This is a genomic window from Rhizobium sp. CG5 (genome assembly GCF_023701945.1).
Taxonomy (GTDB): Bacteria; Pseudomonadota; Alphaproteobacteria; order Rhizobiales; family Rhizobiaceae; genus Allorhizobium.
In genome coordinates, this window is sequence record NZ_JABAEF010000003.1 from 329,478 (window position 1) to 342,830 (window position 13,353).

The 13,353-nt window shown below is 63.8% G+C and carries 10 protein-coding genes and 1 tRNA gene; 6 read left to right on the forward strand and 5 right to left on the reverse strand.

The features are described from left to right. Nucleotides 1–146 precede the first annotated feature (146 nt). Complete coding sequence (gene dgcA / locus HGO38_RS07450; protein ID WP_250955258.1) at nt 147–1,136, reverse strand: N-acetyl-D-Glu racemase DgcA; 990 nt, start codon at nt 1,134–1,136, stop codon at nt 147–149. Between the two features lie 197 nt (nt 1,137–1,333). On the opposite strand from dgcA, the gene mnmA reads away from it, so the two are divergent. The 5 genes from mnmA (at nt 1,334) to HGO38_RS07475 (ending at nt 6,135) form a co-directional block, all read left to right on the forward strand. After that, nucleotides 1,334–2,530, forward strand: a complete 1,197-nt coding sequence (gene mnmA / locus HGO38_RS07455; RefSeq protein ID WP_250955259.1) for a tRNA 2-thiouridine(34) synthase MnmA — start codon at nt 1,334–1,336, stop codon at nt 2,528–2,530. A gap of 156 nt (nt 2,531–2,686) precedes the next feature. Continuing rightward, a tRNA-Met gene (locus tag HGO38_RS07460) sits at nt 2,687–2,763 on the forward strand. 168 nt (nt 2,764–2,931) lie between these two features. Continuing rightward, on the forward strand, nt 2,932–3,321 hold the full coding sequence (locus tag HGO38_RS07465) for a cupin domain-containing protein (protein ID WP_250955260.1): 390 nt from the start codon (nt 2,932–2,934) through the stop codon (nt 3,319–3,321). 184 nt (nt 3,322–3,505) lie between these two features. Beyond that, nucleotides 3,506–3,754: a hypothetical protein gene (locus tag HGO38_RS07470; protein WP_250955261.1), complete on the forward strand. Its 249-nt coding sequence runs from the start codon at nt 3,506–3,508 to the stop codon at nt 3,752–3,754. A gap of 365 nt (nt 3,755–4,119) precedes the next feature. After that, nucleotides 4,120–6,135 (forward strand): acyltransferase family protein, encoded by a 2,016-nt coding sequence (locus tag HGO38_RS07475; RefSeq protein ID WP_250955262.1) that lies wholly within the window; start codon nt 4,120–4,122, stop codon nt 6,133–6,135. 9 nt (nt 6,136–6,144) lie between these two features. Here the strand turns inward: HGO38_RS07475 and HGO38_RS07480 are convergent, their stop codons facing one another. Beyond that, entirely contained in the window at nt 6,145–6,780 is a 636-nt protein-coding gene (locus tag HGO38_RS07480; protein ID WP_250955263.1) for a trimeric intracellular cation channel family protein, read from the reverse strand. Nucleotides 6,781–7,112: 332 nt separating this feature from the next. Here HGO38_RS07480 and HGO38_RS07485 point away from each other — a divergent pair, with 332 nt between their 5' ends. Next, a complete protein-coding gene (locus tag HGO38_RS07485; RefSeq protein WP_502941515.1) occupies nt 7,113–9,287 on the forward strand; it encodes a TonB-dependent siderophore receptor in 2,175 nt (724 codons plus the stop codon). 288 nt (nt 9,288–9,575) lie between these two features. Here the strand turns inward: HGO38_RS07485 and fhuB are convergent, their stop codons facing one another. The 3 genes from fhuB to HGO38_RS07500 are packed head-to-tail and all read right to left on the reverse strand — an operon-like array spanning nt 9,576 to nt 13,262. After that, nucleotides 9,576–11,549, reverse strand: a complete 1,974-nt coding sequence (gene fhuB / locus HGO38_RS07490) for a Fe(3+)-hydroxamate ABC transporter permease FhuB (protein ID WP_250955265.1) — start codon at nt 11,547–11,549, stop codon at nt 9,576–9,578. Next, the gene (locus HGO38_RS07495; protein ID WP_250955266.1) at nt 11,546–12,457 is read right to left on the reverse strand and encodes an ABC transporter substrate-binding protein; all 912 of its coding nucleotides are present in this window, start codon (nt 12,455–12,457) and stop codon (nt 11,546–11,548) included. Before HGO38_RS07495 ends, fhuB begins: the two co-directional genes overlap by 4 nt. Beyond that, nucleotides 12,447–13,262 carry an ATP-binding cassette domain-containing protein gene (locus HGO38_RS07500; RefSeq protein WP_502941510.1) on the reverse strand — a complete coding sequence of 272 codons (816 nt, stop codon included), beginning with the start codon at nt 13,260–13,262 and terminating at the stop codon, nt 12,447–12,449. The genes HGO38_RS07495 and HGO38_RS07500 overlap by 11 nt, the downstream gene beginning before the upstream one ends. Nucleotides 13,263–13,353 lie beyond the last annotated feature (91 nt).

Below are 13,353 nucleotides of genomic sequence, written 5' to 3' on the forward strand. Positions count from 1 at the left end.
TGGCCTGCCGGCCATCTCCCCCACAAGGGGGGAGAAGACTCGTGGAAGCCGCTCGGCTCCTTCCACCAGGAGTTGCGACTGGGTTAAGCCCTCCCCCTTGTGGGGAGGGTTTGGGAGGGGTCTTTCTGACTGCCGTCTGCCGTACCCTACCCCCACAACCCCGCCACCGGCACCTGCATCTGCGAGCCCTCGTAGCGGATCGCCTCGCCGCGGTCGCTAGCCAGCAGCAGCGGGCCGTCGAGATCGGCGTATGGGGCGCCCTGGGCCACCAGGAAGGCCGGCGCCATGGCAAGCGAAGTACCGAGCATGCAGCCGACCATGATGTCGAAGCCGGCGGCCACCGCCGCATCGCGCATGGCCAGCGCCTCGGTCAGCCCGCCCGTCTTGTCGAGCTTGATATTGACCGCATCGTATTTGCCGGCAAGTGCGCTAAGCGACGCCCGGTCGTGGCAGCTCTCGTCGGCACAGACCGGCAGCACGCGCTCGATCGTCGACAGCACCTCGTCCTGTCCTGCCGGCAGCGGCTGCTCGACCAGCGCCACGCCAAGCCGCACCAGCTCCGGCGCGAGCGCCAGGTAATGCTCCGCCGTCCAGCCCTCGTTGGCATCGACAATGATCGTCGAATGCGGCGCCCCGGCCCGGACCGCCAGGATGCGCTCCAGATCGGCATCCGTGCCGAGCTTGACCTTCAGCAGCGGCCGGCCGGCATTCTTTTCCGCCGCGGCGCGCATATTCTCGGGCGTATCGAGCGACAGGGTGAAGGCGGTCTGGATCGGCTTTGGCGGGTTGAGCCCCGCCAGCTGCCACACCGGCTTTCCCGCCCGCTTGGCCTCGAGATCCCAGAGCGCACAATCGAGCCCGTTGCGCGCCGCCCCGCCCGGCAGACGCTGCTGCAGGCCGGCCCGATCGAGCCCTTGGGCAAAGTCCTTGGCCAGCGACAGGATCGTCTCGATCACCCCTTCGACCGTCTCGCCATAGCGCCCATAGGGCACGCATTCGCCGCGCCCAATCTGCACACCGTCCGAGATCTCCACCGTCACCACGCGGATTTCCGTGCGCGAGCCGCGCGAGATCGTGAACGTGCCGGCAACCGGAAACCGTTCCTCGACGGCGCTGAGCGTCAAACCTTTGTGCATCCTAACCCTCTTGCTTGGCCCATCCGGCCCGCTCGCCGAATCAGCAACCCCTTGCATGCCGGCCCATTCCTTTCTATATCCCTCAACAATCGGATCGATATCGAGAATTGCCGCTGACCCGCAATTTGGCCCCTCCCGCGGCGGCAAAGCCTTTGAGGACGCGATCCCACGCAACGCTTGAGAATGGCGGAACGCCCGTGAATAGCCTGGATTTTGACAAAAGGCCGGAAGACACCCGCGTCGTCGTCGCCATGTCGGGCGGTGTCGATAGCTCCGTCGTCGCCGGCATGCTGAAGCGCGAAGGCTACGACGTGCTCGGCATCACCCTGCAGCTCTACGACCATGGCGCAGCCGTGCACCGCGCCGGGTCCTGCTGCGCCGGCCAGGATATCGACGATGCGCGCCGCGTCTGCGAAACGCTCGGCATTCCCCATTACGTGCTGGATTACGAACAGCGCTTTCGCGACACGGTGATCAATCCGTTCATGGAAAGCTATGTGGCCGGCGAAACGCCGATCCCGTGCGTGGCCTGCAACCAGACCGTCAAATTCGCCGATCTGCTGGCAACGGCGAAGGAGCTCGGCGCCGATGCGCTGGCGACCGGCCATTACATCCGCTCGAAATCCGTGCCGCTCGCAAACGATCCCGGCCACCGCGCGCTGTTCCGGCCGATCGACAACGAACGCGACCAGAGCTATTTCCTGTTTGCCACCACCCAGGAGCAGATCGACTACCTGCGCTTTCCGTTGGGGCACCTCTCCAAGGCCGAGACCCGGGCGCTGGCCGAAGACATGGGGTTAGTCGTCGCCAAGAAGGCCGACAGCCAGGACATCTGTTTCGTGCCGCAGGGCAAATATGCCGATATCATCAACAAGCTGCGCCCGAATGCGGCGCTGGCCGGCGAGATCGTCCATCTCGACGGCCGTATTCTCGGCACCCACGACGGCATCCTTCATTACACGATCGGCCAGCGCAAGGGTCTGGGCGTTGCCACCGGCGAACCGCTCTATGTGGTTTATCTCGACGCCCGCTCGCGGCGCGTCATCGTTGGCCCGAAGGAAGCGCTGGAAACCCACCGCGTCTATCTGCGCGACATCAACTGGCTCGGCGACCTGACGCTTGCCGAGGAAGCGGCCGACGGCTTTGCCTGTTATGCAAGGGTGCGCTCCACCCGCCCGCCGGCACCGGCCACGCTGCATTGCGACAGCCGCGGCACCTATGTCGACCTGGAGATCGGCGAAGCGGGCGTGGCCCCCGGCCAGGCCTGCGTGCTCTATTCCGGCCTCGGCCCGGATGCCCGCGTTTACGGCGGCGGCTTCATCGAGCGCTCGGAACGCTCCCACGAGGCCGAAGTGAGCCTGCAGGCCCTGCTGCAAAGGCCCGTCGCCGCCTGAACCGGCCCGGCCGGCGCCGGCCGACGGGCCAGCCAAAACCCCATGCCGATTTTTCACGACACAAAGATGAAGGCACCGCTTGACAGGATGACGAGCCGCATCTTATAAGCCGGCCAACCTAAGGCCGGAGCGGCGAACGCCCCTTCGGACCCCTGTGGCGGGGTAGCTCAGTTGGTTAGAGCGTGGGACTCATAACCCCAAGGTCGGCAGTTCAACTCTGCCTCCCGCTACCATTTTTTACCGGATGTTTTTGGTGTTGTGTAGTCGCCGCCGCGAGTCGGTGCTGTGTGGTATCGGCTGTGGCCGACATCGAACTCTCGCACCAGGCGCGTGGTGTTTCCCGACGACTTCATGCTAGGCATGCTTCGTTTCAGCATGGAAACCACAAGGAGCCAGCCGTCATGAAGTGCCTGCGCATCTATGCCACCCCGGATGGCGAGTCGCATTTCGACGAAGTCGAACTCCCCACCACGAAGATATCGGTGCACCCCGATGCCGCGCCGTTCGACGTCACGGCCAGTTATCCGGCATCCCGCGTCCGCCTCACCCATATCCCGGCCGGCATGCGACAGGTCGCCTGGCATAAGGTCCCCGAGCCTGTGCTGACGGTCAGACTGGATGGTTCGGTGGAATACGAGACGAGCGACGGTGAGGTGCGCTGCGTCAAGGCGGGCAGCTTCGTGCTGGTGGAAGACACCCACGGCAAGGGCCATCTGTCCCGTCATTCCCCTGAGGCCCAGACCGTCATCTGGATCTCGCTCCCGAACGGCCTCGATGTGCCACCCGCATAGTCCGCAAATGGGACGCCCGAAAGCCTAGGCAGGTCAGGGTCAGGAAAATAGCGGCTTGGCCATGGAGCCGCGCCTGTCGCCCCCAACCCTCCCCTTCCCTAAAAAGCCCCACAAAAATAACAGCGCATCGAAACCCCGAGCGCCTATGGTCGCGTCCCAAGCCGTTCGAAACACCGGAGTTCGCATGCCCATCCTCAATCTGAAGACCCGCATCCTTTCCATGCTGCTGCCGCTCGCCCTGCTGGCGGCGCCGATAGGGGCGCAGGCCGAGACCGCAAAGCCGGCTGAGAGTGCGGAGGACGGAAAACCGGCGCCGGAGCATGAGGCTCACGAGCCCGCCAAGCCGGCAGACAAACCCGCCGAGGGCACGATCATCGTGCCGGAAAAAGGCCTGTTGAAAGACAGTATCGACAGCGGCCATGAGGGCGGCTGACGCCTCTAAAGCACATCATCCGGATCCTGCCCCGGCAGCGCTTTGCCTGCGGCTATGTGCCAGCCATGTCCTGGTCTGATACCAAGTGTCGATGAGGCAGCCGGGACCGTTTCGCCGGATGTATACGACAGGAAGCCGTTCGTTTATCCGACCTTCTGTTCCGGGACAATTGCTGTGGAAATGCCAAAAGCATAGTTCAAGTGCCGTGCAGGGCCCATTTCGCGGTTGTTGCGCGAGTAGTCGTTATCAAAAATCATTCGTGGTTAAGTAAATCATATCTTGCAATTGCAGTTCGGTTATTTCCAATATAGACATAGGCAATTCTGGTTATCGAGACCGGCCCTCTTACAAAGAGCAAGCGCTTTATGGGCTCGAAACATCCATTGCCTTCACCGCAGTTCTTCTTTCGTACCGATATCAATGGCCTTCGCGCACTTGCCGTCATCGGCGTTTTGTTTTTTCATTTCCATTTCACCTATCTCCCGGGCGGGTTTGCCGGCGTCGACATCTTCTTCGTAATCTCCGGATATCTGATGACAAGGATCATCATCCAGGGGCATGAGCGGGGCAATTTCTCGCTGCCTGGTTTTTACACCGCGCGGTTTGCCCGTATCGTTCCAGCGCTGGCCGTCATGGTGCTGGCAATGCTGATCGTCGGATGGATCTTTGTCGATCCTATTGCCTATGAGGCGATCGGCCTTCAGTCCGCCGCCTCCCTGATTTTCGTTTCGAACATTCTTTTCTTTTTCACCAGCGGTTACTTCGCACCGACATCCGCCGATCTCTGGCTTCTCCACACCTGGTCGCTCTCGGTGGAGTGGCAATTCTATATCGTCTACCCGATCGCTATGGCGCTTGTGTATCGGCTTGCGCCAAGCCATGCCGGCCCGTTCGTGATCGGCAGTTTCGCCATTGCGTTTGTCGTTCCGCTCGGCCTGACGCAGATCGGTGGCACCCGGATGGCATCCTTCCTGTTCTACATGTTCCCGTCGCGCGCCTGGGAAATGCTGCTCGGTGGATGCGTTTTCGTGACGCGCCTGAAAACTCCCGCTCCCAAAATTCTGATCGAAAGCCTCGGTCTCATCCTGATCGCCATGTCCTTCCTTGCCTTGACGGAGGCGACCCCGTGGCCAGGATTTGCCACGCTGCTGCCAACGCTGGGGACCGCCATGGTGATCGCAGCCGATCGCGGCAAGGACGGTGGGCTACAGCATGAGATCCTGCAGCGCGTCGGCGACTGGTCCTATTCCGTCTATCTCTGGCACTGGCCGCTGCTGGTGGCACTTCGCTATACGGGCCTCACCTCCTGGCCGCTGCTGGTCGCCGGCTTTGTCACAAGCTTCATGCTCGGTTACCTATCCTTCGTTGCGATCGAAACGCCGGCGCGCAAGCTGGTTCGCGCCATGCAGGGCCGCCGGCTGGCATCCGGCCTGGCCTATGCCGGCTGTGCTGCCGTCGCGATGGCCAGCGCGGGCGTTTACATGGCAGGCGGCGTGGAGGCGCGTGCGCAGCCGACGGAACGTCCGATCATCGCCGACGCGGAGCAGGCCCGCCAAGACTGGACGTTTCCGAACGGATCCTGCGACGGGCTGGACCAGAGTGGCGCGGTGCGCGTCTGCAAACTCGGTCCCGAGACGGATCGGCGGACCCTCGTCATCGGCGATTCCCATGCCCAGATGTGGTATCCGCGCTTTGCAGCGCTTGCCGAAAGCAGCAGAGCCTCCATCGATTTTGCGACTATGGCAGGCTGCCCGCCGGTCAGCGGGCTCGGAAAAATCGGCCAGCCGAAATGCGGCCCCTTCAATCAGGCCGTTTTGAAGCTTGCGGACGATCCCGCTTATAACAAGGTCATGATCATTGCGAACTGGGTCGGTTTTCTGGACTATGAAAAGCCTTTAAATACTGTCTGCGTCATCCGTGATGCCGCATGCAAGCGGATCAACGATGTGGCGACCTTCGAGGCGGCCCGGACGCTGATCGGGCAAACCGTTGCGCGGCTCAAGCGCCAGGGCCGCCGCATCGTGGTGGTGCTTCCTGGCCCTATTCTGCCATTTTCAGGTCCGGACCGCATTGCGCGGGATGCGTTCAACGGCTTCGATTTGCAGATCTATGGCAACCTTCCGCGTTCGATGCTGATCAACGACCGCCATGGCGTCGGCGCTTTTCTCCTCGGCCTTGCCGACGGCGACACTGTTCTCGCCGATCCTAACCGGGCCTGGTGCAGCGGCGAAACCTGCAGGATTGTCGGTCCGGACCTTCACGTCCTTTACAAGGACGACAATCATATCCGGTCGAGCGTCGCGCAGCAGCTATCGGTTCTCGACAATTCATCATTGATTAGCAATTTGGACAGTAGCGACAGCGGCCACGAGGGCGGCTGACCACTCCCCTCACAACACATCATCCGGATCCCGCCCCGGCAGCGCTTTGCCCCTGGGCAGCTGCCAGCCGTAATAGAGCGCGCCGCCGCGCACGGCGAAGGCTGAGAGGAAGCCGAGCACGGAGGCGGCCGATTGCGGCAGGCCGACCCAGCTCGAGAGCACGAAGACGAAGGAGCCGGTGAGCGCCGCCGTGACATAGATCTCCGGGCGCAGCAGCACCGAGGGTTCGCCGGCCAGCAGATCGCGCAGCACGCCGCCGAAGGTGGCGGTCAGCGCCCCTGTGACCAGCGCCACGGTGAGGGAGCCCGTGGCCGCAAAGCCTTTGGCCGCCCCCATCACGCAATAGGCGGCCATGCCGATCGCATCGAGCCAGACCAGCACGCGGTAGCGCGATTCGAACAGATGGGCGGTGAAGAACAGGACGATGGCGACCGCCGCGCTGATCAGCAGATAGATCGGGCTTGCCACCCAGAACACCGGCGTCGCCCCCAGCACGACATCGCGCATGGTGCCGCCGCCGATCGCGGTCACGCAGGCCAGAAAGACATAACCGATGATATCGAGCTGTTTTCGCGATGCCGACAGCGCGCCGGTCGCGGCAAACACGGCAATGCCGGCATAGTCCAGAATGTCCAGTATCGGCATGCCCATCTCCACCCGGTCGTCTTTTTCTATCACGGCACCCCATTGCGCATCGCCCGCTGCCCGTGAGGTCCCCTTATCAAACCTATTCCCGGTCGTTCGGCAATGGGCGGTTGGTCTCGGCGGCCCATTGCCCCATCGATCGGCTCAGACCGCCTGCGGCGCGCCCGTGACCATTTCGCCACACACCTGAAATGTTGAGTAACATATTCACCTTTAAAGTTGACTCAATTAGTTCAGTTCATAATGTCGCGGCGAAACAGACGGATTCGACCGGGGACAGGTCGCGCCGGGACTGCGATTGAGAGACAGCATCAAGGAGAGCAGAGATGGGGATGATCGTTCGGGCCAAGGCCGGAAACGGCGGCAGGAAGAGGATGGCCAGCCATTTGAGGGCACTTTCGGCCGGCGCCGCAATTCTGGTTCTTGCCGCGCCGCTGGCGCCGGCCCTGGCCCAGGATTCGACAACGACCACCACCCAGGACGGCACCACCCAGCTCAATGCGATCACCGTCACGGGAACGCAAAGCGGCGGCCCGGTCGGCCCGGATACCTCGATCGTCGCCACCCAATCGGCAACCGCCAGCAAGACCGATGCGCCGATCATCGACGTGCCGGCCGCCGTCTCGGTCGTGACCGCGCAAGAGCTTGAAACCCGCGGCGTGGATAGCCTTCAGGCTGCCCTGTCCTATACGTCGGGCGTGATGGTCGACGAGTTCGGCTCCGACGACCGTTACGACTATTATCGCATTCGTGGCTTCGATCAGACCGTTCTCGGCACCTATCGCGACGGTCTGCCGGCGCGCATTCCCGCCTGGTTCACGGCAAGCCGCCTGGAGCCCTATGGCCTGCAACGCGTCGAGATCCTGAAAGGGTCGACCTCGACCCTGTTCGGCCTCAACGGTCCGGGCGGCCTGGTCAATTCGGTGACCAAGCGGCCGCAGGACGAGTTCCATGCCGAGATATACACCACCTTCGGCGAAGGCCATCTGGAGACGGGCACGGATTTCGGCGGCGCCATCGATCCGGAAGGCGTCTGGAGCTACCGCTTCACCGGCCTCTGGCAGGATGGCGACCACGGCACCGACTATTCCAACGATGATCGCGTCTATATCGCCCCGGCCCTGACCATCAGCCCGGACGACGGCACATCGCTGACCATCCTCACCGATTACAGCAAACGCGACGGCAATGGGGCGCGCGGCTTTCCGAATGGCGTCGACATCGACACGGACACCTTTCTTGGCGAGCCGGACTACAACAAGTTCGACACCGAGCAGACCGATATCGGCTATCTCTTCGAGCACGATTTCGACAATGGCGTGACCTTCCGCCAGACCGCCCGCTATTCCCATCTCAATCTCGACTATGAGGAGGTCTACGGCGCCTCGACCGACGCCACCGCCGACCGCACGTCCTTTGCCGTCTACAGCACGTCGGATCGTTTCTCCATCGACAACCAGCTGCAGTATGACAGCAGCTGGCAGAACATGGACAGCAAGCTGCTGGTCGGCGCCGACTTTACCTATGACGATACCCATGAGGATATCCGCTACGGCACGGCTGGCCCCATCGATATCTACAATCCCGTCTATTGCGGTCGTGCCTGCGTGGTCGATTCTCCCTATGTCGACTGGGTCGTCAAGCAGAAGGCGGTCGGCATCTATGCGCAGGAACAACTGACCATCGACGAGCGCTGGATCGCCACGTTCGGCGGGCGCTACGACTATGTGGATACCACAGCCGATTACCTTCTGACCGGCACCTCCGACCACGACACGGCCAGTGCCTTCACCAAGCGGGCGGGTCTCACCTACAAGATTAATCCGCAGTTGGCCGCCTATGCCAATTATTCCGAATCCTTCCAGCCGCTGGTCGCCCCGACCGGCAATGGCTACACGGTGGAGGGCTCGCTGCAGCCACAGGAAGGCACCCAGTACGAGATCGGCATGAAATATCAGCCGGAAGGTTTCAACGGCCTGTTCACCGTCGCCCTGTTCGACCTGACCCAGACCAATGTGCCGACCTATATCAGCCCGACGGTGCAGCGCCAGATCGGCGAGGTCAACGTGCGCGGCGTCGAGCTGGAAGGCAAGATGGCGCTCAACGATCGCTGGAATGTGACGCTGGCCTATTCCTACTGGGATGCCGAAATCGTCGAGGACGGCATCAGCGGCAATGAAGGCAACCGCCCGGACCGCGTCCCCGAGCATATCGCCTCGGCCTGGCTCGACTATACGATCCCCGGCGATGGTTTCCGCGGCGACCTGACGCTCGGCGGCGGCATTCGGTTCGTCGGCTCCACCTATGGCGATGCCGCCAACACGGTTCCGGTCGACAGCTACACGGTGGTCGATGCCTCCGCCAAATATGCGGTCACCGAGAATGTCAGCCTGGCGCTCAACGTCACCAACCTGTTCGACAAGAAATACGAGACGACAAGCTATTACGGCACCTCCTACTACGGCGACCGCCGCAAGATCGTCGGCACGCTGAAATACACCTGGTAGGCGGATAAAGCCTCGCCGCATCGGTGATGGACAATGGAAACCCCGGCAACGTTCTGACAACGCTGCCGGGGTTTTTTGGTCTTTGGTAGAGGCTGAAGGGCGGCCAGGCGTGCTGGGACAAAGATCCCCGCCCCACCCTCCCCACAAGGGGGAGGGCTTAACCCAGCCGCACCCTCGATGGATAAAAGCGAGCGGGTTCGTCCGGGTCTTCTCCCCCCTTGTGGGGGAGATGGCCGGCAGGCCAGAGAGGGTCTTTTTGCTCATAAGCGAATGTCGGCTGCGGCCCGATCAGCGGCGCCGCATCAGCAGCATCAGGAAGGGTGCGCCAACCAGGGCGGAGACGAGGCCGGCCGGGATCTGGTAGGGGTAGACGATCGTCCGGCCCACCCAGTCGGCCATGACCATCAGGGCCGCGCCAATCAGCGCAGCACCGATCAACTGCGGGCGGGCGCGGGTCAGCCCCGCCTCGCGCGCCAGATGCGGTCCCATCAATCCGACAAAGCTCAGCGGTCCGACGCAGAGCGTCGCCGCCGCACTCAAGAGCCCCGCCAGCGCAAACAGCGAGAGCCGGGTGCGCGACAGCGGCAGGCCGAGCGCCGTGGCCGCCGTCGGCCCGAGCGGCAGGATATCAAGCCAGCGGCGGGAAAGCACCGCCAGCGCCACCAGCGCAATCGCCGCCCCGCAGACGGTGACGGCGGTCGTGCCGGTGACATTGTAGGTCGAGCCGCTCATCCAGCGCATCAGGAACATCGCCCGCGGATCGCCGCTGGCCGCCAGCACGCCGACCAACGCATCGACCATGGCGCTGAGCGCGATCCCGGCCAGCAGCACGCGCTCCGGCGCAAGCCCGGAGCGCATCGCGAAGAGGAAGATCACCAGGAGAACGAGGATCGAGCCCGCCGCGGCAAAGCCAAGCTGCGCGCCGAGACCGGGTGCTGCAAAGACGAACAGCGCCACCGTCACGCCGATCGTCGCACCGGCGCTGATGCCCAGCACTTCAGGGCTTGCCATTTCATTGCCGGTCAGCCGCTGCAGGATCGAGCCGGCCACCGCCAGCATGGCGCCGGACGCCAGCGCCGCAAACACCGGCGGCAGCCGCAGCGGCAGGATATCGGCAAACAGCGATCGGTCGAGAAGCGTCCAGCTCCCCTCGATACTGCGCCCGAAGACCAGCGCCAGCACCACGATCAGCAACAAGCCGGCGCCAGCCAGCAGCCCGGCCCTCAGGCCCGGCGCCCGCCGGTGCGCCTGGCGGATCTGTTCCTGCAGAACCCGGTGGCGGGTTTTCAGACGCGGCAGCAGCAAGAGCAGCAGCGGCGACCCGAAGATCGCGGTGACCGCCCCGGTCGGCAGGAACTCGGCCATGGGGCCGGCCAGAGACTGCACGGCGCCATCGGCAAACCACAGCAGGCAGGCGCCGATCAGGCTTGACCAGATCAACATCTGCGCCGGCCGCCGCGCCCCCGACAGCCGGGCAATGGTCGGCGCAACAAGGCCGATGAAACCGACCACGCCGACCGCACTGGTCACAAAGGCCGCCAGCGCCACGGCGGCCGCCACCGCCAGAAACCGCAGATGCGACAGCCGCACACCAAGGGCACTGGCGCCGCTGTCGCCGAGATCAAGCAGCGATAGCGGGCGGATGATCAGCCCGGCGAGAATGGCGATCACCGCCAGTTTCGGCAGCAGCGACAGAGGAATGGCCCAGCTCTGCTGCGACAGCGAGCCGGCGCCCCAGATGAACAGGCTGACCAGATAACGCTCGTTGAGCAGCATCAGCACGGCCGACAGGGCCCCGCACCACAGGCTGATGACCAGGCCCGACAGCACAAGCGAAAACGGCGAGAAGCCGCGCCGCGCGCCAAGCAGGAAGACCAGCGCTGCCGCCGTGCCGCTGCCGACCAGCGCGACGAGATCGCGGCCGATGCCAAGCAGGCCCGGCACCCACAGCATGGCGACCACCAGCGCCAGATTGGCACCAGCCGAAATGCCGAGCGTGGTGGGAGAGGCCAGCGGATTGCGCAGCACCTGCTGGAAAAGCGCGCCCGACAGGGCCAGCGCCGCGCCGCAGATCAGCGCGGTCGCCATGCGCGGCAGGGTCGAATAGAGAAACACCATGCGGCCGATATCATAGCCCTCGCCGGGCACCGCCTGCAGGGCGGCCCGGATCGGCATGGAGGCAAAGCCCGCCGCCAAAACCGCCAGGGCCAGCGTCGTCAGCGCCGGACCGGTGCGCTGCCAATTCGGGGTCACGGTGGTCATAGGGTGTCTTCCAGATGGGTGGTGATCAGCCGCGCAAACCGCAGGGCATCGTTGACCATGCCGAACATCAGGGCGGGCGGCAGCACGGCAAAATGCCCAGGCCGGGCAAAGGGCAAGGCGTTCCACAACGGGCTTTGGCCAAGCTTCGGCAGGACATCGGCCGGCACCGGATCAAAGGCGATCAGCCGGGCGTCGGGCGACGTCACCGCAGACAGTTGCTCGATGCCGATCGTCTCGAACCCCCAGTAATTGCCCGGCCCCTGCCAGGCATTGGTCAGCCCGATCCGGGTCAGCACATTGTCGTAGAGACCTGATTTGGTATAGATCCGGGCGTGCCGGGCATCCATGAAATTGACCAGCGCCAGCGGCGGCGCGGCGCGGCCCGAAAGACGCTGCCGATACGCCTCAAACGTATCGTCGGCGCGTTTCAGGAAATCCTCGGCCTCACGAACCCGGCCGATGCGTTGGCCAAGCTTGCGTGTCGCGGCAATCGCCTTGGGCAGGATATCGCCGCCTTCGGCCGAAAAGACCTCCAGCCGTGCGACCGGTGCCACCGTTTCCAGCCGCGGCTGCAGCGCGTCGAGATAGGGCGTGCTCAAGATGAGATCCGGCTTGAGGCTGACCAGCATCTCGAAATTGACCTCCCAGGAATTGCCCAGATCAATCGTGCTGGCCGGCATTTCGGGCTCCACCACCCATTTGCCCCAGTCGGCCAGCGAGGCGACCGCCGCCGGCACCACGCCCAAGGACAGCAGGGTCGAGGCAAGGCCGTAATCGAGGCTGACGATCCGCGACGGCAGCGGGTCGGCAAGGGCCGGCAAGGCTGGCAGAACTGCGCTGCCGGCCATCAGGGCCAGCAAGGCGCGGCGGCTGTGCAAGGTCGAGAGGGGCACGGGATCAGCAGACATAGGCAAGCGGAATGTCGAGACCCGGATGGGGCGTGGTATCCATGTCGATGCCGTAGATGTCGCGCAGCACAGGCCCGTTCATCAGGCTGGCCGGCCGGCCGCTGGCCACCACCTCGCCCTGCTTCAGCGCATGCACATGATCGCAGAACCGCGCCGCCATGTTGATGTCATGCAGCACGATGACGACGCTCAGACCCTTGTCGCGCGACAGCCGGCGGATCAGCGCCAGGACCTCCATCTGGTGGGCGATGTCGAGCGCCGAGGTCGGCTCGTCCAGGAGCAGGCACTGGCTGTCCTGCGCCATCAGCATGGCGATCCAGGCGCGCTGCCGCTCGCCGCCCGACAGGGTGTCGACCATGCGGTCGGCCATCGCCTCGATATGGGTGAGCCGTAGCGCCTCCTCCACCTTGGCGGCATCGGTGGCCGTGAAGCGCCCGAGCGCGCCATGCCAGGGATAGCGCCCGCAGGCGACCAGCTCGCGCACCGTCATGCCATGGGCTGCCGTCATGTCCTGCGGCAGATAGGCGACGCTGCGGGCGAAATCCCGCGTACCGATCGAGGCAAGCTCACGATCACCGAAGCGGATGCTGCCCGCTGTCGGCGTCTGCTGGCGGGCCAGCAGCTTCAGCAGCGTCGATTTGCCGGAGCCGTTATGGCCGACAAGACCGGAAATCTCGCCCGCCTTGAAGGCCAACGAGACGCCCTTCAGCAGGCGTCGCCCGTCAACGGCAAAGGTCAGATCGGTGACCGAGAACGCATTCGTGTCGCCGATGGCAGTGTTATCCCGCATTTTTTGCCCGTTCATGCCGAGGTCCTTCCCGGCCCACTACAACAGGCCTTGTATGCCCGTTACTAAATATGATATTTTTAATCAAGTATCTATTGCAAATGGCCTG

Excerpts from the sequence above, each read along its gene's own strand:
- HGO38_RS07485 (WP_502941515.1), top strand. The coding sequence starts at position 7,113 with ATGATCGTTCGGGCCAAGGCCGGAAACGGCGGCAGGAAGAGGATGGCC.
- fhuB (WP_250955265.1), bottom strand. The coding sequence starts at position 11,549 with ATGACCACCGTGACCCCGAATTGGCAGCGCACCGGTCCGGCGCTGACG.
- HGO38_RS07495 (WP_250955266.1), bottom strand. The coding sequence starts at position 12,457 with ATGTCTGCTGATCCCGTGCCCCTCTCGACCTTGCACAGCCGCCGCGCC.
- HGO38_RS07475 (WP_250955262.1), top strand. The coding sequence starts at position 4,120 with ATGGGCTCGAAACATCCATTGCCTTCACCGCAGTTCTTCTTTCGTACC.
- HGO38_RS07480 (WP_250955263.1), bottom strand. The coding sequence starts at position 6,780 with ATGCCGATACTGGACATTCTGGACTATGCCGGCATTGCCGTGTTTGCC.
- HGO38_RS07500 (WP_502941510.1), bottom strand. The coding sequence starts at position 13,262 with ATGAACGGGCAAAAAATGCGGGATAACACTGCCATCGGCGACACGAAT.
- dgcA (WP_250955258.1), bottom strand. The coding sequence starts at position 1,136 with ATGCACAAAGGTTTGACGCTCAGCGCCGTCGAGGAACGGTTTCCGGTT.
- HGO38_RS07465 (WP_250955260.1), top strand. The coding sequence starts at position 2,932 with ATGAAGTGCCTGCGCATCTATGCCACCCCGGATGGCGAGTCGCATTTC.
- HGO38_RS07470 (WP_250955261.1), top strand. The coding sequence starts at position 3,506 with ATGCCCATCCTCAATCTGAAGACCCGCATCCTTTCCATGCTGCTGCCG.